At 48.4% G+C, this 23,639-nt stretch carries 21 protein-coding genes and 1 pseudogene; 1 reads left to right on the plus strand and 21 read right to left on the minus strand.

Going from position 1 to position 23,639, the window contains the following annotated elements; all coding sequences use genetic code 11:
* Positions 1-286: 286 nt before the first annotated feature.
* The 20 genes and pseudogenes from LSG31_RS17840 to LSG31_RS17930 all read right to left on the minus strand — a co-directional run bounded on the left by LSG31_RS17840 (position 287) and on the right by LSG31_RS17930 (position 20,104).
* Positions 287-940 carry a creatininase family protein gene (locus LSG31_RS17840; protein WP_347436396.1) on the minus strand — a complete coding sequence of 218 codons (654 nt, stop codon included), beginning with the start codon at positions 938-940 and terminating at the stop codon, positions 287-289.
* A gap of 156 nt (positions 941-1,096) precedes the next feature.
* On the minus strand, positions 1,097-1,639 hold the full coding sequence (locus tag LSG31_RS17845; RefSeq protein WP_347436397.1) for a ReoY family proteolytic degradation factor: 543 nt from the start codon (positions 1,637-1,639) through the stop codon (positions 1,097-1,099).
* 408 nt (positions 1,640-2,047) lie between these two features.
* Positions 2,048-3,628, minus strand: a complete 1,581-nt coding sequence (locus LSG31_RS17850; protein ID WP_347436398.1) for a helicase-associated domain-containing protein — start codon at positions 3,626-3,628, stop codon at positions 2,048-2,050.
* Positions 3,603-5,282 (minus strand): DNA repair helicase XPB, encoded by a 1,680-nt coding sequence (locus tag LSG31_RS17855; RefSeq protein WP_347436399.1) that lies wholly within the window; start codon positions 5,280-5,282, stop codon positions 3,603-3,605. Before LSG31_RS17855 ends, LSG31_RS17850 begins: the two co-directional genes overlap by 26 nt.
* Positions 5,283-5,776: 494 nt before the next feature.
* Positions 5,777-5,989, minus strand: coding sequence for an ACT domain-containing protein (locus LSG31_RS23400; RefSeq protein WP_430734288.1), 213 nt, complete (start codon positions 5,987-5,989; stop codon positions 5,777-5,779).
* Positions 5,990-6,082: 93 nt separating this feature from the next.
* A pseudogene (locus LSG31_RS17860) lies at positions 6,083-6,922 on the minus strand (prephenate dehydrogenase); the annotation flags it as partial.
* The gene (gene trpA / locus LSG31_RS17865) at positions 6,892-7,722 is read right to left on the minus strand and encodes a tryptophan synthase subunit alpha (protein WP_347436401.1); all 831 of its coding nucleotides are present in this window, start codon (positions 7,720-7,722) and stop codon (positions 6,892-6,894) included. The gene trpA and the pseudogene LSG31_RS17860, both read right to left, overlap by 31 nt.
* Positions 7,719-8,909, minus strand: a complete 1,191-nt coding sequence (gene trpB / locus LSG31_RS17870) for a tryptophan synthase subunit beta (protein ID WP_347436402.1) — start codon at positions 8,907-8,909, stop codon at positions 7,719-7,721. Before trpB ends, trpA begins: the two co-directional genes overlap by 4 nt.
* Positions 8,906-9,547 (minus strand): phosphoribosylanthranilate isomerase, encoded by a 642-nt coding sequence (locus LSG31_RS17875; protein WP_347436403.1) that lies wholly within the window; start codon positions 9,545-9,547, stop codon positions 8,906-8,908. Before LSG31_RS17875 ends, trpB begins: the two co-directional genes overlap by 4 nt.
* On the minus strand, positions 9,544-10,335 hold the full coding sequence (gene trpC, locus LSG31_RS17880) for an indole-3-glycerol phosphate synthase TrpC (protein ID WP_347436404.1): 792 nt from the start codon (positions 10,333-10,335) through the stop codon (positions 9,544-9,546). Before trpC ends, LSG31_RS17875 begins: the two co-directional genes overlap by 4 nt.
* Complete coding sequence (gene trpD / locus LSG31_RS17885; protein ID WP_347436405.1) at positions 10,332-11,387, minus strand: anthranilate phosphoribosyltransferase; 1,056 nt, start codon at positions 11,385-11,387, stop codon at positions 10,332-10,334. The genes trpC and trpD overlap by 4 nt, the downstream gene beginning before the upstream one ends.
* A 499-nt stretch (positions 11,388-11,886) precedes the next feature.
* Positions 11,887-12,258, minus strand: a complete 372-nt coding sequence (gene aroH, locus LSG31_RS17890) for a chorismate mutase (RefSeq protein WP_347436406.1) — start codon at positions 12,256-12,258, stop codon at positions 11,887-11,889.
* Between the two features lies 1 nt (position 12,259).
* Positions 12,260-13,369 carry a 3-dehydroquinate synthase gene (gene aroB / locus LSG31_RS17895; RefSeq protein ID WP_347436407.1) on the minus strand — a complete coding sequence of 370 codons (1,110 nt, stop codon included), beginning with the start codon at positions 13,367-13,369 and terminating at the stop codon, positions 12,260-12,262.
* Positions 13,366-14,523 carry a chorismate synthase gene (gene aroC / locus LSG31_RS17900; RefSeq protein WP_347436408.1) on the minus strand — a complete coding sequence of 386 codons (1,158 nt, stop codon included), beginning with the start codon at positions 14,521-14,523 and terminating at the stop codon, positions 13,366-13,368. Before aroC ends, aroB begins: the two co-directional genes overlap by 4 nt.
* Before the next feature lie 206 nt (positions 14,524-14,729).
* A complete protein-coding gene (locus tag LSG31_RS17905; protein WP_347436409.1) occupies positions 14,730-15,746 on the minus strand; it encodes a M42 family metallopeptidase in 1,017 nt (338 codons plus the stop codon).
* On the minus strand, positions 15,743-16,765 hold the full coding sequence (locus tag LSG31_RS17910) for a M42 family metallopeptidase (protein ID WP_347436410.1): 1,023 nt from the start codon (positions 16,763-16,765) through the stop codon (positions 15,743-15,745). The genes LSG31_RS17905 and LSG31_RS17910 overlap by 4 nt, the downstream gene beginning before the upstream one ends.
* Entirely contained in the window at positions 16,747-17,826 is a 1,080-nt protein-coding gene (locus LSG31_RS17915; RefSeq protein ID WP_347436411.1) for a zinc-binding metallopeptidase family protein, read from the minus strand. Before LSG31_RS17915 ends, LSG31_RS17910 begins: the two co-directional genes overlap by 19 nt.
* Positions 17,827-18,023: 197 nt before the next feature.
* Positions 18,024-18,326, minus strand: a complete 303-nt coding sequence (locus tag LSG31_RS17920) for a hypothetical protein (RefSeq protein ID WP_347436412.1) — start codon at positions 18,324-18,326, stop codon at positions 18,024-18,026.
* Positions 18,327-18,363: 37 nt separating this feature from the next.
* Positions 18,364-19,320: an RluA family pseudouridine synthase gene (locus LSG31_RS17925; protein WP_347436413.1), complete on the minus strand. Its 957-nt coding sequence runs from the start codon at positions 19,318-19,320 to the stop codon at positions 18,364-18,366.
* A gap of 1 nt (position 19,321) precedes the next feature.
* Entirely contained in the window at positions 19,322-20,104 is a 783-nt protein-coding gene (locus tag LSG31_RS17930; protein WP_347436414.1) for a CheR family methyltransferase, read from the minus strand.
* A gap of 118 nt (positions 20,105-20,222) precedes the next feature.
* Between LSG31_RS17930 and LSG31_RS17935 the strand changes: the two genes are divergently transcribed.
* Complete coding sequence (locus LSG31_RS17935; RefSeq protein ID WP_347436415.1) at positions 20,223-21,170, plus strand: patatin-like phospholipase family protein; 948 nt, start codon at positions 20,223-20,225, stop codon at positions 21,168-21,170.
* On the opposite strand, the gene LSG31_RS17940 is transcribed toward LSG31_RS17935, so the two are convergent.
* Positions 21,148-23,589, minus strand: coding sequence for a glycogen/starch/alpha-glucan phosphorylase (locus tag LSG31_RS17940; RefSeq protein ID WP_347436416.1), 2,442 nt, complete (start codon positions 23,587-23,589; stop codon positions 21,148-21,150). The genes LSG31_RS17935 and LSG31_RS17940 overlap by 23 nt on opposite strands.
* Positions 23,590-23,639: the final 50 nt, after the last annotated feature.

A 23,639-nucleotide genomic window follows, 5' to 3' on the forward strand; every position in this document is an offset into this window, starting at 1 on the left:
TGTCGTAACATACTGACACTTTGATAGATTCATCGAGCAACGACTCAAGAACCATCCTTCCATGTCTTTGAAACGAAGAAAATTTTCAATTGGAAAATTGACCCGATCTTGTTACGCTTTCATCTTACTCTCGGAAAAAATGAGTGTCAAGGAAGGAAACGCGAGCAAATATCACACTTATGTGACAAAACGATTGCGGATCCAATCTGCCGCCAGCCGCAAATTCCGCAACAAGCTGATCTTCGAAAGGAATCGGGTTCCCAAACACGGTGAAACCCATCGTGCATTACTGTTCTGTCCACATAGCTGTGATCCGGTCCGCCAGTTTTTGTTGAATCAGCCTCAGAATTTTTTCACCATGTTTTGCGTTTGCAGCTGCCGGATTCCCTGACTCTGCTTGCAAGTCTACCAACTCCGAACGGATCGCCAACATAACGGAAGTCTCGTTTTCTATGCCAGAGTCTGCGTTGGGCGCGATTTTTTCATCAGAATCTTGATTTTCGATAGAATCCTGATATTCCATCCACCAATGGCTGACGAGTACTGTCAATTCTTCCTTTGCAAGCCGCTCTGTCACAGCGCGGAGCACATCTGCATTTCCCTTGTGGCCGTTAACCAAAACGACGTATTTGATTCCCAGATGTTTCAGCTGAGTGAGGGAATCATACAGGTAATCGCGAAATATATGGTTGTGCATGCCTGCAGATCCATCCGGTTCAAAAGAATGGAACGGATGCCCGAAAGCAATGGCAGGAAACGCCAAAATCCGCCCGGAAAACTGATCTTCCAATTGTGTTGCAATCGTTTCGGCAATGAAACTGCCAGTTCCAAATGGCAAATGGGGACCGTGGAACGTCATGGAACCTACCGGGACCATAGCAGTATCAAAATAGGGGCGCAACTCTTCGAATATTCCTGCTTTTACTTGTGCAAATTTCAACGGATCATCACTCCTTTGCATCGCTTTTTGCTTTTTGCATGTTTTTATTTATGATCAAACTGTATCATCAAAGCTTCTTGAAAATCAGCGATTCTAAATAAAAGTCATAAAAAAATCACATAATAACCAAAACGGTTAAAATGTGATTCCACGCACTCAATCTTGCTGCATTTTTAATTCATGTGTCAAATCCATAAAGCGCTTATGATCTCGCGCATCAAGAGCCTCATCGATTCGTCTGTATAAACGATAGCGGCGATAATCCCGCAAGGATTGGCTTAAAATCAATTCCGCCTGCAGCTCGATCAAAGCATCGATCGATTCTCTCGTATCGTCCATCGGATTTGTTTCCAATACGGCGGCATATTCCGGAGAGACGGTGCGGTCTTTAAAAAACAGTCCGATATACATGTCTTCCGTCGGGTGATTGTGTATATCCAAAAACGCTTTCTCGACATCTGATGTCACACGTTTATTTTTATAAAATTTAAAAGGAGTCATTTGCACACATTTCGTAGAAATTAAAATGGTTTTTGGCAAATTGCGGAAATTGTCAATGAAATGAACCCGTTCAAGCAATTGATCGTTGGAGCACAAATATTGGAGCAACCATTCCGCTTCCCGGTTTTGCAATTCGTAGTTATCAAGAAACCATTTAATGAACTGTTTTTTCTCCGTTACATGAATAACCTCTCCCATTGCATTCCCTCCTCCTCCCAAATACTCTTACATAAGAGGTTGTTCACCGTATCTGTGTCAATCCGCCCATTCCCCCGCGCTGATTTCCATCAGATTTCATGGTTGCTTCTTGCGAATTCTTTGCATCATATGCCTTCATCCATGCATATTCTGAAAAATGTTGAGAATATTCGATGTTTGATTTATTATATTCGGTGATGCGTCAAGGATTTCCTTTTTCTTTACCCAAATCAAAAAGATAGTTGTATTCATTCTAATGGAGCCGAGAAAATCTATCTATAGAAAAAGACTGGGATGCCTGGAAAAAGCAAAACGCAGTTCCTTTGATTTCCCAAAGAAACTGCGTATGCTTCAGACCGTTATGGAGTTGTTGACCGGTTTACGCCGATATTTTCGGGTGATTCCCGGTTATTCCTGTAATACTATGTTTCCCGCTTGATCCAATAATACGAGGACTTGTCCAATCTGCTCTTTTGCAATTAATAGATAACGATCCCCGATGACTTCTTCCACATGTTTCATAATTCCCGGAATTCTCAAAAGTTCTTCCCGCACACATTCATCTGCACACTCCAGCAATGTCCCTTGAAACGCCCGAATTTTTCCATATCCTTCTGTCCATTGCCCAATTCTTTGCAGCACCATTTCCGGTACAGGTTCAATCGAGTAGCGATCCAAGACGCTGCGTATTTGCTCGGGCGAGTGCCCATTTTTCACAAAACGTTTCACGCTCGTCTCCGTAATCCGGTAACTGCGGACATGTCCTCCTTGCAAATAATCCGCAAATGCATACAGTTCCTGGTCCATAGGAGAGTGACCTTCCGCCAAGACGAGAATCTCAAAATTGGGCTGCACCACAATCGAAGGTTGCACATTCGGCGGTTGGATTTGCGATAGAGGTGCATACTCATCGGGAAAAAACAACTGTCTTCCGATTTGTGTAAGTGTGACCGCAACTCCGCCGTCTTCCCTTTTTCCTGTTTTGAGAATTCCCAGATACCGCAACATTTGCACGATTCGTTCATGAATAATCGTAGAAACCGTGTCATAATAGTACGGTTCTATATAATGTTGCAAAACCTTCTCGAGAGATTCTGCCACGGCCCATTTCTCTTTACAAGCATATGCAAGAAAGGCCACCGCCAAATGAAGTTGCGGAATGCAGCGGCCATATATTTTTTCCCAATACCCATGCAATTCAGAAATGCGCTCAAGATCCGGCTTGGCAAACCAGTCCTCTTCAGGCGGACAAGACTGTAATATTCCATCTCTTCCTTCGACAATCCAACCCTTTCCAAAGCAAAAATCGTACAATAATGCAAAGCGATCCGGATAATCCCGAAATCGTCTGCCATAGCCGAAGCGCCATTGCTGTCCGCTGATCGGCGGTTCCTGGATTTCAAACAGTTGCTGAAGCTGTTGCTGAAAACGCTTGAAAATCGCGCCGTCCTGTGTGAGCCGGATCTCGTTTTGCGCAACAAATTGCAGAAACTTCTGCAGATCTCGCAGCATGGCAAGACCATCTTCCCGATAATAGGACGGTTCCCTTTCCAAATAATCGACGTTCTGTGTCAAATCGATCGCAATCCATTGTTTGATCATCCCTCGCAAATCGTCAGGAATCCGAAATACATGGGAATATATGGATGTACCTGAACGAAAGATCCAGCCGAGATCGACAAGTTCTGTCCATAAACCTTCCGGCCCCACTTTTCCGATTCGATCCCCCAGCGTCTTTTCGGCGGCTACCAAAAGATCCTCCCGCGTAAATTGACTTCGCTTGTCCAATGCAAGACGAATCAGCAGCCGCTTTTGCGCTTGTGCCAATTTCGCCAATCGTTCCTGCACAAAGGATACATTTTGGAAATGTTCCATCAACGTTTGCAATAAATCATTTTTGGAATGGTACCGGCAGGATAAATTCTGACGTTTGGCAATGGTTCTAAGCACATGGATATCTGCATCATTTAGACAGGTGATCAGATTCATACATGTTCCCCTCCTGCAGCAAAGTTTCAAAATCCCGCAGTTCATACTGATATCCTTGTTCTGTCAAAAACATTTGACGGCGTGTTGATGATTCTTGATCAAGGGATTGCTTTGTAACAAGAGTATAAAAATAGGATGGTCTGCCGCCTGCATTGGGCCGCAAAATTCGGCCCAATCGTTGCGCTTCTTCCTGCCTGGAGCCAAATGTTCCGGAAATCTGAATCGCAACGTTGGCACACGGCATATCAACTGCCACATTGGCGACCTTCGACACGACAAGTGATTGGATTTCCCCCGCCCGAAACTTTGCAAACCATTCCTCCCGCTGCTTTACAGGCGTCTTTCCTGTGATGACAGGAACTTGCAGGCGATTTCCCGCCGCCTGCAATTGATTGATGTATTGTCCAATGACCAGCACCCGATCTTCTGCATGTTGTCTCAGCAGCGCTTCCAATGCATCGATTTTGCGGGGATTTTCCGCTGCCAGCCGATGTTGTTCCCGTTTCCCGGCCTGTAAATAGTTAAATTTATCTTTTTCCACAAAAGGAATGGAAACTTCCACACAGCGTGCAGGCGCAATCCATCCGGATTTCTCAATCGTTTTCCAAGGGACGTCATATTTTTTGGGACCAACCATGACAAATGCTTCTTCTTCCAGCCCGTCTTCCCGAACTAATGTAGCTGTCAACCCTAAGCGGCGCCGGGATTGCAAGTCGGCGCTCAGTCGAAAGATCGGCGCTGGCAGGAGATGTACTTCATCATAGATGACAAACCCCCAAGGTGCCTGTCGGATGCAGTCCAGATGTGGATATGTTTCACCCTTGCGATATGTAGCCATTTGGTATGTCGCAATTGTGACGGGGTATAATGTTTTCCGCCCGGACGTGTAGATGCCGATGCACTCATTTGGAAGAGTGGTTCGATCTAATATCTCACGTTTCCATTGCTCTGCAGATGTGGCATTCGGCGTAAGGATCAACGTGCACATCGAAAGACGCTGCATGGCGGCAATGCCGACAATCGTTTTTCCAGCCCCGCACGGCAATACAATGACGCCATTGCATTCTCCGCCGGCGAAAAAATGATCCAATGCTTCGATTTGGTAGGGTCGTAAAAAATCGGATCCATGTTTCCATTGAAACACACAAGGTTCACCATCCGTATACCCCGCTTGATCCACCACCGGATAACCCAAGCGCAAACAAGCCTGTTTCACGCTTCCCCTGTGATCCCTGCTGCATATCAATCCTTCCGGAACCCGCTCAACTGGGATGGTTTGAAAATCGCCGGTCCGCTGAAATTCGTTGAGAATTGACGCATCACCAAGCAAGAGAAGATAATCCGGATCTCGAAAAGGAACTAATCGCAGCAATCCGTACTTTTGAAATTCATCGATGATCCGGTGCTTCATGGCTGGCTGTACCGGATATTCGCTGTTGTCTTCCAGAATCTGCACAATTCTCGTACTCGTCCAGCCGATCGCAGCAGCATTCCATAGTGATAACCGGGAAATTTTATAATAATGAATATACTCCGGGCTTTTGATGTTTTCTGCAAACTGCAACAATTGTCTGCGTACCTCTGCGTAGTCAGAATGTGTCGTGTTCAATAAAATGGTACCATCACTTTGAACGAGCAAAGGGCGACTGAACATACACCTGGCCTCACTTTCCTAAATGGCTGTTCATGAGGAATGTGAAATGTCACACATATAAACACGCATCGATGATGGAAACGTTGTGTATCGGTTCCAAACATTTCATATGTAGTATGTGAGTTGTCGGCAGAACTATTCAATAAAGTGAAACTTGCATCAGTCGGAGTTTTCTGAATTCGATTCAATGTAATGTTCAAACGTCAATACTGGAGCGCACGATCGGCATTTGCAGCACTTCGAGAGTGAGTTAGGAAAAAATGGACAAAAAAAACCTATCACTGTAAATATACAGGATAGGCAATGATAGGAGTGGAGAGAAACCAGAAATTCAAGCCTTATGGTTATATTCTAACTACCAATTGTTAGAATGTCAACGATTTTTTGAAAACGTTATCATATTTTTTTAAAAAATTTTTCTCCTACTTTCCTCATACGCACGATCTTACATTTTGGGATAAAAAGAAAGAGATTGCACGATGCAATCTCAGGCTTCATCCGATCTCTTCATCGTATTTGTGTACCAGAAAGTTCATTGTTTGGAGCAACTCAATTGCCTTCTCCATTTCTTCCAGCCGATGAAACTGCAAGACGAGTTGTCCGTTCACGTCTTCCCGGCTTTCCATAATGCCGATATTCCGCAAGTTGATTTCTTTCTCCGCCAAAAGTGTGGCAACTGTCGCAATCGCACCCGGACGGTCAGCCACATCGACTGTGCATTGATACAATTCCGGCAAAGCTCCGCGCCTGCGAACAGGCAACGCGTCCCGCCAGTCTTTTGCCGATGCAAAAAACGCCTGCAAGGAGTGCTCTTGTTTTCCGCGGACGAAATTCCGGATCTCCGTACATGCTGCAATAAACTGTGTCATAATTTCATCCAATGCGTCTGCATTCGTTACCATAATATCGCGCCATAAATCCGGATTCCCGGAAGCAATCCGGGTAACATCCCGGAATCCCCCAGCTGCCAGTTGGGCGTAGAGGGGTTCCTGTTCGGCAAATCCGGATACGAACTGCACCAGCGTGGATGCGAGCACATGTGGCAGATGGCTGATCGTGCCGACGACCCGATCATGCAGCTTCGGATCCAAAATCATCACATTGGCTCTAAGCCCCTCAATAAATTGCCGCAATTTTTGCAAGGATTCAGGGTTTGTTGCAGCAGTAGGAGTCAAGACGTATTTGGCATTTTCAAACAAACGCTCATTGGCGGCACGCACACCGGAACGCTCCGAGCCGGCCATCGGATGTCCGCCGATAAACTCGATCGTTTCCGGCATGCTTTGGGCTGCATATGCGCATATGTCCGTTTTCGTACCACCCACATCCGTAACGATCACACCGGGTTGCAACGGCATGTCGCAGAGTGTTTTTAAAATGGACAGGGTTTGTTTGACAGGCGTCGCAATCACAATCAAATCTGCGTTCTTCACGGCAGTCGGCAAATCTGTCGTGCCTTCGTCAATGACATGCAGATCGATGGCCATTTGCACCATATTCGGATCTACATCCGTGCCGACGACCCGCTCCGCCAATTGATAGTAACGGCTTGCCACGGCCAGGGAGCCGCCGATCAAACCACATCCAATAACTGTTAGCTGCCGAAAAATCATATCGCACCTTCGATCGCTTGTTTGCATGATCGAACAAAGGAGAGCAGTTCCTGGCGCAGTTCGAATGCTTTGCCGTGATCGCCTGCGTCTAACGCTTTGCCCAATTCTCCGATCCGGCGCACGATTGCACTGCCGATAATAATCGCATCTGCCCGATCGGCGAGCATGTTTGCTTGCTCCGGTGTGGAAACGCCAAATCCGACAGCTACAGGGACTTGCGCATGATCTCTGACTGTATGCAGGAACACATCCAAATTGCTTGCAAATTTTGCTCGCTCTCCCGTAACGCCCAAAGAAGATACACAATAGACAAATCCACGGGCGTTTTTACAAATCGCAGCTACCCGCTCTCTGCTCGTCGGCGCTACCAATGGAATCAGATCAATCTCATGCGCATCGGCAATCGCCAGCAATTCGGCGCTTTCTTCCATCGGCAAATCCGGGATGATCAGTCCGTTGGCGCCTACGTTCGCCGCCTGCCGGACAAAGGATTCCATGCCATATTGAATGACCGGATTGGCATACGTAAACAAAATAATCGGTATTTCAATTCCGGATTTCCGGACATTGCTTACGATTTCAAACGCTTGCGGCAATTCGAATCCGTTTTGTAAAGACCGCAAGGAAGCCTCCTGAATGACAGGTCCATCTGCCAGCGGATCGGAATAAGGAATCCCCAGCTCGATCACATCCGCACCCGCCTCTGCCAACTCCCGAATGAGTTGAACCGTCGTGCCGCAATCCGGATCGCCGGCAGTGATAAATGGTATCAGTGCACGGTTGCCATGTTCGAATTCCTGGTTAATTTGTTGTGCAATTCGGCTCATTGCGCTCCCTCCAAATACTGTGCAATGCTATGCACGTCTTTGTCGCCGCGACCGGACAAACAGATGACCAAACGGCTGTCACTGGGCAATGTCGGGGCGATTTTGACGGCGTGCGCAACCGCATGTGCGCTCTCTAATGCCGGGATAATGCCTTCTGTCTGCGTCAGCAATTGAAACGCATCGACCGCTTCCTGGTCGGTAATCGGGACATACTGCGCCCGCTTGCTGTCAAATAAATAGGAATGTTCCGGACCGATGCCGGGATAATCCAATCCGGCCGAGATGGAATGGGCCGGTGTGACTTGTCCATAGCGGTCTTGCAAAAGATACGTCATGGCGCCATGAATAATCCCCGGGTTGCCTTTTGTCAAAGTCGCCGCATGCCGGTCTGTCTCCACGCCTTCACCGGCAGCTTCCACACCAATCAGTCGTACGTCTGTATCTTCAATAAACGGATAGAACATTCCGATTGCATTGCTGCCGCCGCCGACGCATGCGACTACAACGTCAGGCAGACTGCCGAACAAATCAAGGGACTGCCGTTTCGTTTCGTCGCCGATGACCCGCTGGAAGTTGCGCACCATCATCGGATAGGGATGCGGTCCTACGACAGACCCGATAATGTAAAACGTATCTTCCACATGCTCGACCCAATGGCGCAGCGCCTCATTGGTCGCATCCTTGAGCGTCCGCGTGCCGCTGCTCGCCGGAACCACTTCCGCGCCTAACATGCGCATGCGAAATACGTTCAACTCTTGCCGCGCCATGTCTTCTTCACCCATGAACACTGTGCAGTCAAGGCCCAACAACGCGGAAACGGTGGCAGTTGCCACGCCATGTTGGCCGGCGCCTGTTTCTGCGATTACCCGTTTTTTTCCTGTATACTTGGCCAGCAGCCCTTGTCCCAACGTATTGTTGATTTTGTGCGCGCCTGTATGGTTTAAATCCTCGCGTTTCAAGTAAATTTGGGCACCCTGCAACTGCTCGCTGAGACGTTTTGCATAATACAGCGGTGTCGGTCGGCCGGAATAGGATTGCAAAAGCTCTTTCAATTCTTCCTGAAATTCAGGATGTTTGGAATAGGCATAATAGTCCTTTTCCAACTGATCCAACGCGTTCATCAACGTTTCCGGCACATATTTGCCGCCAAATTTGCCAAACCGACCATATCGATCCGGATATGTCATAAACTGTACACCCTCTCAAGTAAGGAAATCATAGATGGAAAACATTGCGTGCCGTCATCCCCTTCAATTCCTGATGAAACATCAATCAGATCGGGATGATAGGCATGAATCAGCTCGTCCACATTCTGTATGCGGATCCCGCCTGCCACGATGAGCGGTAACTCCGGCAACAGCGCCCGGTACTCAGAGATTTTGGACCAGTCAAAAGGCTTCCCCGTACCGCCTGCCGCCTTCGGGTCATACGTATCCAGCAGCATTCCGTCAATGCTTCCACGATATGCAACAATGTCTGCAACAGCAATCGACGAACGCACAGAAAATGCTTTCCATATTTTTTTTGGAAGATCCTCTGCCAAAGCAGAACAAAATTCCGGCGACTCATTTCCATGAAGCTGCAAAACATCCAATTGGCAGAATTCTGCGATTGTTTTGATTTCATCCTGTGAATGATTCACAAATACTCCGACTTTTTGCATGGATGAACCAAGCATGCGAGAAAGTTGTTGTGCCTGCTCCATCGTCACTTTTCGACGTGAATCTGCAAAAACAAAACCGACATATGCCGGTTGAATCGTTGCATCTGCCAATTGTCGGGCAATCGTCTGATCCCGCAGGCCGCATATTTTCACTTGCGTCACTCGGCAGCCCCCCGCAATCTTTGCAATGCCAGACCGATGTCAGGAGAACGCATCAACGATTCCCCTACTAGCACAGCATCCGCTCCATATCGTTGTACCTCTTGTATATGCCGGCGGGATTCAATCCCGCTTTCACTTACCAGCCAAACGTCATCCGGTACATCCTTTGAAATATGGAATGTCGTTGTTCGGTCGACTTGAAATGTGTGCAAATCCCGATTGTTGACACCGATGACTTTGGGATGGATCTGCATCGCCCGTTCCAACTCCTGCCGTGTATGCACTTCAACTAAAACGGCCATGCCCAATTCTTCTGCAACATTGTACAGATGTGCATATTGCGCATCGTCGAGACAAGCCATAATCAGCAAAACCACATCAGCCCCATGAGCCCGTGCTTCGATCACCTGCATTTCATCGATGACGAAGTCTTTTCGCAGCAAAGGCAGATCGACGACTTTTCGAACTTCCGAAAGATAAGCAAGAGATCCTTGAAAATAGGAAACATCTGTGAGTATGGAAATCATGGCTGCACCATTTTCCTGATAGGTTCTTGCAATATCCAGCGGCTGAAAATCTTCCCGAATCAATCCTTTGGAAGGGGACGCTTTTTTGATTTCGGCAATGACGGCAACTTCTCCTGACACATGTGCCTTTGCAAATGCGTCAGAGAGCGACAATGGAGGCTTTTGTGCCTGCGCTCTTTGCAACAGTTCCTGAACGCTTGTCGTTTGCCGCAATTGACGCACTTCTTCCCGTTTCGTCGTTACAATCCGATCCAAAATCATTGTGCTATCTCCTTCTGATGTTCCATGCGCAAACCGGTTAATTCTTGAGTGAATTCCGACAATTGCTGCAATTTATCATATGCTTTCCCGGAATCGATCATTTCTTCCGCTATTTTGACTCCTGCCCGCAAGCTGTCGGCTAAGCCCCCAACATACAAACTGGCAGCCGCATTCAATGCGACAATCCCGCGTGCTCCATCCGAGCGCTTTCCCGCCAGGACTTCACGAATCATTTGTGCATTATACAGTGCATCACCGCCGCGGATATCGGATAAAGGATACGTATCCATCCCCAATTGCTCCGGTGTTATCGAATATTCTAAAATCGAACCATCCTTGACTTCCGCAACAGTCGTAGATCCACATACAGACAGTTCATCAAGTCCGCCGGCTCCATGGACGATCAAGGCATGTTCCGTTCCCAATCGAGCCATGACCTGGGCAATTTTGGCCACCAAATTTTCATTGTATACGCCTAAAACCTGGCGTGGCGCCATCGCTGGATTTGTCAAAGGCCCCAAAACGTTAAACACGGTACGAAAGCCCAACTCTTTTCGCGGTCCGACTGCATGTTTCATCGCCGGATGATACAGAGGTGCAAACATGAAACAAACGCCGACTTCCCGGAAGCAGGTCTGAGCTTCTTCCTGACTGAGCTGTATTTCCACGCCCAGCTGCTGCAATACGTCGGCACTGCCGCTTTTGCTGGAAACCGCCCGGTTTCCGTGTTTTGCCACCGGAACTCCCGCAGCAGCCACAACAAATGCCGCTGCTGTAGAAATATTGAACGTATCCGCACCGTCCCCGCCTGTACCGCACGTATCGATAAACGTTTGATAGGGACTTGCAAACGGTACGGCGAAGGAGCGCATCGCATTGGCAAATCCGACGATTTCATCCACTGTTTCGCCGCGCAGCCGCAGCGCTGTCAGAAAGCCGGCGATCTGTGCCGGTGTAGCATCCCCTTGCATAATCGTCTGCATGGCAGCATATGCTTCTTGCTCCAATAACATTTGTCCGTCTGCCACTTTTCGTAAGGTTGTGGAAAACATGTTCATCTCTCCTCTACTCGACTCGACTATTCTGAATGGCTGATTCGATCGCGAATGAATCACGTCTTTATTAAGCAAAAAAGCCGGGACTTTGCTGAGCCCCGACTTTTATGAACAATTCAAAGAATGGGGCTGAAGTCGAAAGCGGATAGACCGCCTGCCCATTGCTTATTGTATCAATTTTGTCTCTCATCTCAGCTCAACTCTATGGTTCAAAAGCAATGGAACCATCTCAACTTGTCAATACTCGTCTCAATCGTACTCTGCTCAATCATCTGGCATACTCTCTGCAATCATTTCGGCAAAACGCAATCGATCTCTGAAAATCTCGATCATTTTCACACGAGTTGCCTGTTTCAATCAATAGAATTCAAATGAAATACCACTCAAATGACAGCTCATATATCACTCAAATGATCGCTCATCCAAGTGAACACAATCTTGTATAGGTCTTCTCTATTATATACGCATCAACACCAAATGAAAACCACTTCTTCGATTATTTCCGCACATGTGCCAGATCCGGCCGCAAACGCTGTGCTTCTTTTTGAAACACATGCACAATTTCCCTTTGCGTTTTTTCTGTATTTGCGTGCACAAGCAGACGAATGCAGTTGGCAAGTCCCCCAGGAACCGGAATCTCCATTGTGCACATGACAGGCACGTACTCCCAACCGGGTTTCGTGCGGATGGCTTTGGCGGGAAAAGCTGCCGTCAGATCAGTTGTGACCGTAATCAGGACAGACGCAATATCGTCAGCCAAAACCCCATTTTCCTCGATTATGCTGTCAAACAATTCGCGAGTTGCATGAAGAATTTCCGCTTCTTCATTCTGTTCAACCGTTGTGGCTCCCCGAATACCTCGTACCATACTACCTCTCCTTTGCAACAGCTTGTAGTGCGACTTTGGCAGAATCGATCGGTACTCCGATGCGAATGGCAGCTTTCCCGATTTCTTGCAACAGGATGAACGTCAATTGTTCGGCTCTTGCCTTTTTGTCTTTTCTCATCAGTTCGATCGCTTCATTCGCGTCGATCGGAATCGGCAACCGCACAGGCAAGGAAAGAGATGTCAGAACGTTCTCCACTTCTTCCTTCAAGCTTTGGGAGTGTTCGTTAAGCAATGCCCCCAATGCAAGCGCCGCAACCATGCCAATGGAGACGGCTTCCCCATGTGTCAACGTACCATATCCTAAGAGAGTTTCAAAGGCATGGCCGAAGGTGTGGCCAAAATTCAACAACGCCCGCTCATTTGTTTCTTTTTCGTCCCGTTCCACGATTCCGGCTTTTACTTTGCAAGACCGATACAACAGTTCGGCCAAAACGTCAAGGTTGCGTTCCCGAATTCCTGCATGATGCTCGGCCAACCATTGCCACAGGGAAACATCCGCGATCAGCGCATGCTTGACAGCTTCTGCAAGCCCGGACCTAAACTCCCGCTCCGGCAGTGTTTGCAAAGTCGAAACATCGTACAGTACCGCTCTTGGCTGATGGAAAGCGCCGATAATATTTTTCCCTTTCGGATGATTGACGGCTACCTTGCCGCCGATGCTGCTGTCATGTGCAAGCAATGTGGTAGGGATCTGGACAAAGGAGACGCCACGCATATACGTGGCAGCGACAAATCCAGCCAAATCGCCGACAACACCGCCGCCGATCGCCAGTATCCAAGTATCCCGATCGAATCCGGCTGTATATGCAAGATCATAAAATCGTGCCGCTTCTTCCAGGGACTTGGATTGTTCCCCGGCCGGAATCGCAGCCGCAATCATCCTTGTACAGGACATTTCCAAAGTGGACCGCAATTGTTGAAACCAAGGCAATGCTGCTACCGTATCATCTGTGATCACCATTGTCGGAGTCTTTTTCGACCATCCAAACTCTTCCAACGTTTTGTCGATTGTCTCAGGCAAACCATTTCCGATGCGAATGACATAAGAGCCGCTGGATGCTTGTACGCGCAATTCGTGAATCCCGTTCATCGGCTTTGCAGATACGCCATGTACGAATCGTAATTGCGCTTTACCTCTCCAAAAGAATCACCCGCAAATTTCTCCAGAAATGCTTGCGCCAACGTCCAGCAAACAACCGCTTCGCCAACGACAGCCGCAGCAGGCACCGCACACGTATCCGAACGTTCAATACTCGCCAAATAGGGTTCTTTTGTATTCATATCCACACTTTGCAATGGTTTGTATAATGTGGGGATGGGCTTCATGGCAGCACGAATCACAATCGGCTGACCATTGCTGATGCCGCCCTCAATTCCGCCGGCGCCATTTGTCCGCCTCTGATACATGCCCTCCTGATAAAAAATCTCATCATGAACCTGGGATCCGGGACGCTCGGCGACTTCAAATCCCATTCCGATCTCGACGCCTTTTATGGCTTGAAATCCCATTAACGCTCCTGCCAGCCGGCCATCCAACCGCTGGTCGGGCTGGGCATAGGATCCAAGACCTATGGGCAAGCCTGTAGCGATAATTTCAAACGTCCCGCCAAGGGTATCCCCGTCATTTTTGGCTTGTTCAATCTGCGCAATCATGGCTTGCTCCGCTGTCGGATCGACACAGCGAACTTCCGAAGCTTCGGCGCGCTCCATGAATGTGACAAAAGGCATATCCGGGATATCGGCAACGACGGATCCGATTCGAACAACATGTCCGAATACCCGTATCCCAAATTGCTCCAAAATCTGGCGAGCGACTGCCCCGCACGCCACAAGTGTTGCCGTATTGCGCGCACTGGAGCGTTCCAGTACGTTGCGTATGTCTTTATGGTCGTATTTCAAGGCGCCTGCCAAATCCGCATGTCCAGGTCTTGGCTTTGTCACTTCTGCCAAATTCTCCGGCGGTTCACCAAATACGGCCATCTTCTCCTGCCAATTTTTCCAGTCCCGATTTGTAATATGCAAAGTAATCGGTGTACCGAGTGTTTTTCCGAAACGCACACCGCTCGTAATCGTCGCCTGATCGCTTTCGATCTTCATGCGATAGCCGCGGCCATATCCTTGCTGTCTGCGATAAAGTTGGTGATTGAGCCCATCTTGGTCAATCGGAAATTGACTGGGCACTCCGTCCACAATTGCTGTTAATTCCGGACCATGTGATTCTCCGGCTGTAAGATATCTCAGCATTCTCCGCTCCCCTTTACGCCTAAACGCGTTAAAGCAATAAATTTATCTGATTATTTGGTACATTATATTACAGGTTTGCCGTTCTGACAATCCTTATCCTGCGCATCCATCCTTACATTCGGTGTTATGACCGCTCTGCTGCGTTCAACCGCCGGAATTCGATCATGACGTGCATTCATCATCGCGAATTTTTCTTAGGAAACCCATCATAAGGAAAGAAGCCATGCTTTCAGAAGTTGAACCGCATGCGCAAAATCTGCCTGATGCATCATTTCGCTTCCCGTTTCATGGTGGCGAACGGGTATGGAAATGCCGCCTGCGGGCACTCCCGTTCTGGTTGCGGCCATTGTCCCGGCATCACTGACCCGCTCATGGGCAATTGCCCACTGATACGGGATGGATTGTGCATCCGCAAGTGTTGCCATATGCATTCGCAGTTCTTTATTGACGATCAGGTTTCTTTCCATGACTACAATCGCAGGACCTTGTCCAAGAGCGACCGTAGCACATTTGACGCCTGGCGCATCATTTGCACTCACACAGCCCACTCCCATCCCCACGCGCGGGTCAAGGGAATACAGAGCAGGCTTGATGCCGCGCGTTCCGACTCGGTGTTGTGCCGAAAACACGGCGCAAACGGGAAATGCCAGGGTCGGCAGCGTCTGCAATACATGCAGGACGGCTGCACAGCCTGCCCGATTGTCAAGTGCTTTCCCGATCCAAACCTGATTTTGCAGAGACATCCACGGGAGATGAAGGACTGCCACATCACCTATGGACGGGGATGGGATCGGTTGGGGTATTTCGCCGTTTGCTGCGCGGTTTCCGGATATCCCGATGTCGATATGCAAATGGGCAAACGTTCGCTCCTTTTCATCTTTCAAGGAATCCCCGGCAACGACTCCAATCGCGCCATCTGAGAACATCACCCGTTGCCCGATCCACTTGTGCGGGTTTGACGATCCTACCGGGCCGACACGCAAAAAGCCCTGTTCGTCCACATCGATGACCATCAGCCCGGCTTCGTCCATATTTACCGTGATTACAACCGGCTTTGCGGATGGATCTGTCCCCGGTTTTTGGACAATCAGATTTCCAAGGGCATCCGTATGGATCTCACAATCCACAGTTGCCAAAGCCTGTTGCAAGATTTCCCGGATCTGATCTTCCGCTCCTGCAGGACCATACGCTTCCGAGAGACGTTTTATGAGTTCTATCATCATGGATTGCCCCCCTTCGCAAGTTCATCCAGTATCTTTGCCGTCAACTCCACCGTATGTTCAACATCTTCCCGGCAGATGATCTGGGCAGGCGCATGTATATAACGTGTCGGAACGGATAAGGATCCTGTCAAAATCCCTTCCCGCGCCAAATGAATCGCGCCTGCGTCGTTTCCGCCGCCGGTCGCCCTGCGCATTTGATGCGGAATTTGATAGGTTTCCGCCGTTTTCTTCATAAAACGCAAAAACGATCGGTTTGCCATTGACGCATTGTCCATAACTGATATTGCCGGCCCTGCGCCAAGAATTGTCGCTTGTCCATGCGGTGGCGCGCCTATGACATCGAAACAAATCGTCCCTTCAATCACTAGCGCGATGTCCGGTTGAATGCGGTAGGCGGCAGGCCCCGCTCCTCTCAGTCCGATCTCTTCCTGTACCGTAAACGCAAATGTCACGGGAATGTCCGGGCAGCGCTTCATGACTTCCAGCAATACGCTGCAGCCGACGCGATCATCAAATGCCTTGGCACAGAACCTGCCTTCTTCCAGCTCTTTAAACATTGTCGCAAACACCGCATAATCGCCGATATGTACATGCTTTTCCGCTTCTTCTTTGTGTTTGGCACCAATATCGATATACAGTTGATCGATCGGCAGCGGCTTTTTTCGCTCGTCCGGCGTTTGCAAATGGATCGCCTTTGCGCCGATCACACCGGGAATCCGATTCGGTCCGACGGTCACAACCTTGGAAACGAGTATGCGCGGATCGATTCCGCCTACAGGCCGGAATTTCAACAGGCCATTGTCCTCAATATGGACAATCATCAGCCCGACTTCATCCATATGTGCGCAAAGCATGACTTTTGGTCCTATCGCAGCAGAATGCATCTCCACATACAAGCTTCCCAAAACATCTGTATACATGGTTTTCGCATACGGCTTTGCCGCGACTGCGATCAACTGCCGCACTTCATCTTCACAACCGGACGGACCGAATGCTTCCGTCAACTGTCTAAGTAACATGTGAGTCCCTCCACAAACGCCTTGTCACAACTTGCAATAAAGGATGCCAGCAAGACTCCTGCCAATTGTACATCCCGATAGTCGATCACTTCCACAGATGTGTGCATATAGCGCAAAGGAATCGAAACAAGTCCTGTCGCGTGGCCTTCTGCCGTAATTTGAATCGCTCTTGCATCGGTCGGTGTCGGCCCCTGTGTCGTACGGATTTGAAAGGGAATCCTTTGCTTTTGCGCCGTATCGATCAAGCGGCGAAAGACTTTGCCATGAATATTGGGACCAAAGGCAATGGCTGGCCCGCCATGCAGCTCCGCCGTCAAATCCTTGGCCACACCCGGCATGGCAGCATGGCAAACATCAACGGCAATGCCAAGATCCGGCCGAATGCCAAACGTACCGGCAAACGCTCCAACCATCGTCACTTCCTCTTGCACAGTCGCAACCGCATACACATCCGCCTGTACCTGCAAGCGCTGCAATTCCTGCAGACATTCCAGAACAGCAACGATACTCGACCGATTATCGAGTGATTTGCCGGCCATTCGATCACCCAAAAGGGGAACCGCTTGCCTTGCAATCGTCACAAGGTCCCCGATCGCCACACACTCCCGGACAAGGGCTTCCGATACGCCGAGGTCAATAAATACGTCGGTCAACAAAATGGCTTGCTCCCGTTCCTTCTGTGCACTCAAATGAGGAGGTTTGGATCCGATCACCCCCGAAAATTGCCGTTTGCCATGTACGACCACTTCCTGCCCGAGCAATGTCCGGGGATCGAAACCACCCAATTGCGTCACGCGCAGAAATCCGCCTGTTTCGATTTTTGATACCATCAAGCCGATCTCATCCATATGCGCCGCCAGCAGAACTTTTGGTTTGCGCATGTCTTCGGATGAGGAAGATCCGCGGATACAAGCGATGACATTTCCCAAAGCATCTTGTCGAACATCGGAAGTAAATCGCTGCAATTCCGCCATGATCCGTTTTGCAATATTCCCTTCATGGCCGCTTGGACTTGCTGTCTCGATGAGTTCCCGCAGAACCTGTTTGTAATCTTTGCACACTCTACAAGTCCCCTTTTTTATGCAGACTCTCTGTTCATTTACAAGAGTCCGTTCAGTAAATGGGCCAGAACTCCTCCGCGTCCGACTTGACCACGTTTTGAGCACACCCTATAAGAGGATGTCCAAAGAGGATGTCCAAAAAGTAGTCAAAACTCCACGGCGGATTTCCTTAAGGCTTGTTGCAATCCATGTACTCTTTACTTTTTTAATGCAATCATTTTCATCTGCTGGTTGAGTCTTGCGTACATCCATTCTCCGATGCCAATGGCAATTCCCGTAGGCGCCAATGCCAGCTGCCAGGATGCAAAACCTGACGCCAGAGCTTGCAATACGAACGGCATACTGAGCGAAAGACTGACGATTCCTCCGAAGGACAGGCAAGCGGCATATGTAATCCAATCATCCAATATCCTCTTAAACATGTAAAAACGCAGCGATGATTTCCGTGCAGCCTTATACGTCATATAAAGGGCACATAAAAGAATCAGCAGTGACAGCATTCCAATCTCCCCCATTTGATCAAATATTGTCCTCGCATCAACTGTTGCTGTTAAATTCCTTCAATTGATCGAGCAATTTGCGCAAATCTTCCGGCAGATTCGACTCGAAACACATGGTTTGCTTTGTCACCGGATGTGTAAAACGCAAGGTGGCTGCATGCAGCGCTTGTCTCATGGCGCCAAACTGCTTGGAAAACTTGAGACTCTGCTCCGTGCCATATAATGCATCACCAAGCAAAGGATGCCCAATGCTTGCAAAGTGTACGCGAATTTGATGCGTTCGCCCTGTCTCCAACTGCAGCGAAACCGCTGTCGCCCATTCACCAAATCGCTCCCGCACCTGAAAATGCGTCACAGACGGCTTGCCATGCAAATCATCCACCATCCGCCTTGTCGTGTGGGATTCATCCCGGCCGATCGGAGCGTTGATAGATCCTTTGTCATCTGCAAGCCTGCCATATGCAACCGCAAAGTAATACCGCTGCATCTTGTGCTGCTTGATTTCCTTGCTTAATGTTTGATGCACGAAATGTGTTTTGGCAAAAACGATGGCGCCGCTGGTATCCCGATCCAGCCGATGCACAGGGCGAATTTTGTACTGGCAGCCTTGCCTTTCATAATGATGCGCAAGCCCGTTTGCGAGCGTACCGTTGGGATAGTTTTTGGTCGGATGTACGACGATTCCCGATGTTTTATCGATCACTACGAGATAGGGATCTTCATATAAAATCGAGAAAGGAATCGGCTCCGGCTCCACTTTCAACATTTCATCCCTGGGAAAGGAAATGCGAATGCGGTCTCCTGCCTGTACCCGATTGGTAAGATAACAGAATTCACCGTTGCGGGTGACTCCGCCCTGCTCCAAAATTTCCCGCAGCACGGGCCTTGACATTCCTGTCTGCCGCTTGATCAAGTCTTTGATCATGCAACCTTCATCTTCCTGTTCTGCCAGTATCATCAGATCCCCGGTTGATTCGTCATGTGTCAACAGCATATCATCGATCCTTCATGTAAAAAAACGTATCATACATTTTCAAGTGATAAGCGGCCGGATTAAAAATCTGTTCTGTGCTGCCGACAAACAATACGCCGCCATTGCGCAGGGATTTGCTGAATTTTTGATATAATACATGTTTTGCATCATCTGTAAAATATATAATCACATTGCGGCAAATGATCAGATCAAAATCGTTTTCAAAGGAATCCGACAAGAGATTTTGTTTGCGAAATGTGACTGCTTTCCGAATTTCAGGCGCAATCTGAAACTGCGTTGCATCATATTTTTGAAAATAATTTCGTACAATGTCCTGAGGCATTTCTTGCATGGATTTCGCTTCATATATGCCGAGCTGTGCCCGCTTCAGCGCGCTTGCGTCGATGTCTGTCGCCAAAATGTAGGACTGTCCAAGGACTCCGTGCTGCTGCAAAAGAATCGCCAGCGTGTACGGTTCTTCCCCTGTCGAACAAGCGGCGCTCCAAATGCGCAGTTTTTTGCGGTGCGCCAACAATTCCGGGATGATTCTGGCGTTTAACACATCCCAGCGGTTGGCATTGCGGAAAAACTCCGAAACGTTGATCGTCATGCGATCTAAAAACTCGTCAAACATGACGGGATTGTCGGTGATAAACTGAAAATAGGAATCGAAATCCTGAAACCCCCGTTTATCGCGCAATGCCGTTAACCGTCGTTCCATTTGCGGGCGTTTGTACTTGCGCAAATCAATCCCGGTCTTTTGCAATACTTTGTCCATAAAATGATCAAAATCTTGTGTTGACATACAGTTCCTCTTTCCATTGATTCTCTAGTGATGATTCGCCAAACGTAAACTAAATCCTCCTGCATATGGAAAAGAAACAAAAAACAAACGTCTGAAACGGATTGAAGGAGGGAAATGGATGACAAGCAAGCCGTTATCGAAATCATCCTTTCAGTTAGGTTACGCATTGAGCGGCGGCACATTGCGGTCGGCTGCCCACATCGGAGTCATCGAAGTGCTGCATGCACACGGCATTGAAGCTGATATCGTAGCTGGCACAAGCGGCGGCAGTCTGATCGGTGCCATGTATGCAAACGGCCTGTCCCCGGTTTGGATGAGCGGCATTGCCAACCGTTTTCCGGGCATTCGCCTGATCGATTGGTCAATGCCGCTGCTGCAGGCGCTCAAGATCCTCACACTGGTACCCTTGCATTATTTGCACATCGTTAAAAATCCTGCACACTTCATACCTTTTGGCTTGATAAAAGGAAAAAAATTCGAACAATATGTACGTACTCTGCTCGCAGTCACACCCGTCCGCACACCCATTCCATTGGTAGTCGCCACAACCGATCTTTTGCAAAATCAAACGGTCATTTACCACTCGCGCCTGTCCCTGCCAGAGGATACAAACGGCCTTGCACAAGCGGGAACATGGATTCCTTTGGATACTGCCGACGATCAACGGTTGTTGGCATCCGTGATTCATGCCAGCTGTGCATTGCCGGGCCTATTTGAACCTGTTGCGATTGGCGGCCGGACACTCATTGACGGCGGCATCCGCAACTATTTGCCGATTGATCTGTTGTCTGTACTCGGTGTAAAAAAAGTGATTGCGGTTGATCTGCATAAAACGGCAATCGATGATCCCATCGATATGTTTCCTGAAGTCATCAACCGCTCCTTTGACATCATGCTCGATCAAATTACATTATTCCGCGCCAAAGCATATCATCCGTTTATCATCACACCAAAGATCAAACATGTAAATTGGACGTCTTTTGACAAAGTGCTTGCCTGTATCGATGCGGGTAGAGAAGCGGCATTGCAAGCTTTGCCTGCGATTAAAGACTATTTGAAACAATAGGAAGCGCCTGCAGCTGCCAAATCTCGTCAGCATAGTCGGTTATGGTGCGGTCGCTGGAAAAGCCTCCCGAATGTGCGATATTTACAATGGAGGATTGGTTCCAGCGCCGCCGATCCCGATATGTTCGGTCGATTTTTGCATGAATGTCAACATACGAAGCAAAATCGGCCAGTACAAAATATTCATCATTGTTTGCCAAAATGGAATCAAAAATGATTTGGAAATCGGCTTGATTCGCGGATAGACCGCCGTGAATGAGTTGATCCATGACATACGCCAAACGCGGATCCTTTTTATACAACTCAAACGCACGGTAATTTCCGTTTGCATAAAACTGCAGCACTTCGTCAGCCGCCAGTCCGAACACAAACATGTTGTCATTGCCAACTTTCTCAAATATTTCGATATTGGCGCCGTCCATCGTGCCGACCGTAAGGGCCCCGTTCATCATAAATTTCATATTTCCCGTCCCTGAGGCTTCTTTGCCGGCTGTAGAGATCTGTTCACTGACATCTGCTGCCGGTATGATCGACTCCGCCAAAGACACGCGATAATTTTCCAGGAATATGACTTTGAGCTTGCCGCGAATGGCTGGATCCTTGTTGATGCGCTCAGCAGTTCCATGGATGAGTTTAATCACGCGTTTTGCCAAGTGATATCCAGGTGCTGCTTTTGCCCCGAAAATAAACGTCCGCGGCCGCAGATCCAGATCCGGGTTTTCCCGCAATCGGCGATAGAGGTCTAAAATATGAAATACGTTCAACAATTGCCGCTTATATGCATGCAGGCGTTTGACCTGAATATCAAATATGGACGTTTCATCAACGGCAATTCCCGTCATATCCTGAATCATGTTTGCCAATTTGTGTTTATTTTCTTGTTTCACTTGTTCCACCGCTTGTTGCAAGGAAGAGTCTTCCGCATGCTTTAACAACTGTAAAAGAGCTGTCGGTTGGGAGATCCAACGATCGCCAATGGTCTCTGTAATCAGACTGGCGAGTTTGGGGTTTGCTTTTAACAACCAGCGGCGATGTGTGATTCCGTTTGTCTTGTTGTTGAATTTATGCGGATAAAATTGATTGAACCGCTGCATTTCCCGCTTCTTCAAAATTTCCGTGTGCAGTTTGGCAACGCCGTTGACACTGTGACTGCCGACAATTGCGAGATGGGCCATTTTTACAGCCCCATCGGCAATGATCGCCATTTTATGAATTCGCTCCCAATCACCCGGATATCGATTCCAGAGGTCTTTGCAAAAGCGTTCGTTGATTTCATCGACAATCATATACACGCGCGGCAAAAGGGATCGAAACATGTCTGTCGGCCATGTTTCCAGTGCTTCTGCCAGAATCGTGTGATTGGTGTAGGAAATGGTGCGTGTCGTGATGAACCAGGCATCATCCCAGCCCAATCCTTCTTCATCGAGCAAGATCCGCATAAGCTCCGGAATGGCCAATACGGGATGTGTGTCATTCACATGGATCGCGACAGTTTCATGAAAATGGGCGATCGATCCATTCTTCTTTTTGAAGCTGCGAATAATGCTATGAACGCCTGCAGATACGAGAAAATATTGTTGCTTGAGCCGCAATAGTTTGCCTTCATATGTAGAATCATCCGGATACAAAAATTCCGAAATCGCTTCTAATGAATGTTTATATTCCACAATTTTCTGATAGCTTTGTTCTTGAAACGGCTGTTCTTGCTCAAAATCAACGACAGGCTCCGCACTCCACAAGCGCAATGTATTCACCGTTTGATTGCGATACCCGATCACCGGCACATCATAAGGGACTGCCAATACCCGCTCTGCCGGCTCCGAGTAAAATTGCAGCCGCCCATTTTCCGTTACAGGCTGTACATGACCGCCAAACGTGATTTCCAGCGCTTTCTCAGGACGGCGAATCTCCCATACATAGCCATCTTTTAACCAATATTCAGGCAATTCCACCTGATACCCATTGATGATTTTTTGTTCGAAGAATCCGTGCTTATACCGGATCCCCGAACCATGTCCCGGCAGTTGCAGCGACGCAAGGGAATCGAGAAAACAGGCGGCCAATCGTCCCAGCCCTCCATTCCCCAGTCCCGCATCCGATTCCTGCTGAAGAATCTCTTCAAAAGACAGCCCCAGCTCGGCAAGCCCCTCTGCACAAACATCCCGAATGCCCAGATTGATCAGATTGGATTCCAGCAAACGGCCAATCAAAAACTCCATGGAAAAATAATAGACTTGTTTGCATCCGGTGTGTTTGTATTTGGTATTTGTGTCGATCCAACGCTTGCTGATGAATTCCCGGACGAGCGTCCCCAAGACAGTGAAACAATCATATGCCGTTGCATCATCGACGATCTTCCCTTGCATCACTTGCAATTTTTCTAGAAATGCTCGTTGAAAGGCTCTCGTATCGGAAAACATTCTCCAGCTCCTTTTTTGCAGGTATTTTGGTTTGGTCTACTCTGAAATGT

This window comes from Fodinisporobacter ferrooxydans (genome assembly GCF_022818495.1).
Taxonomy (GTDB): Bacteria; Bacillota; Bacilli; order Tumebacillales; family MYW30-H2; genus Fodinisporobacter; species Fodinisporobacter ferrooxydans.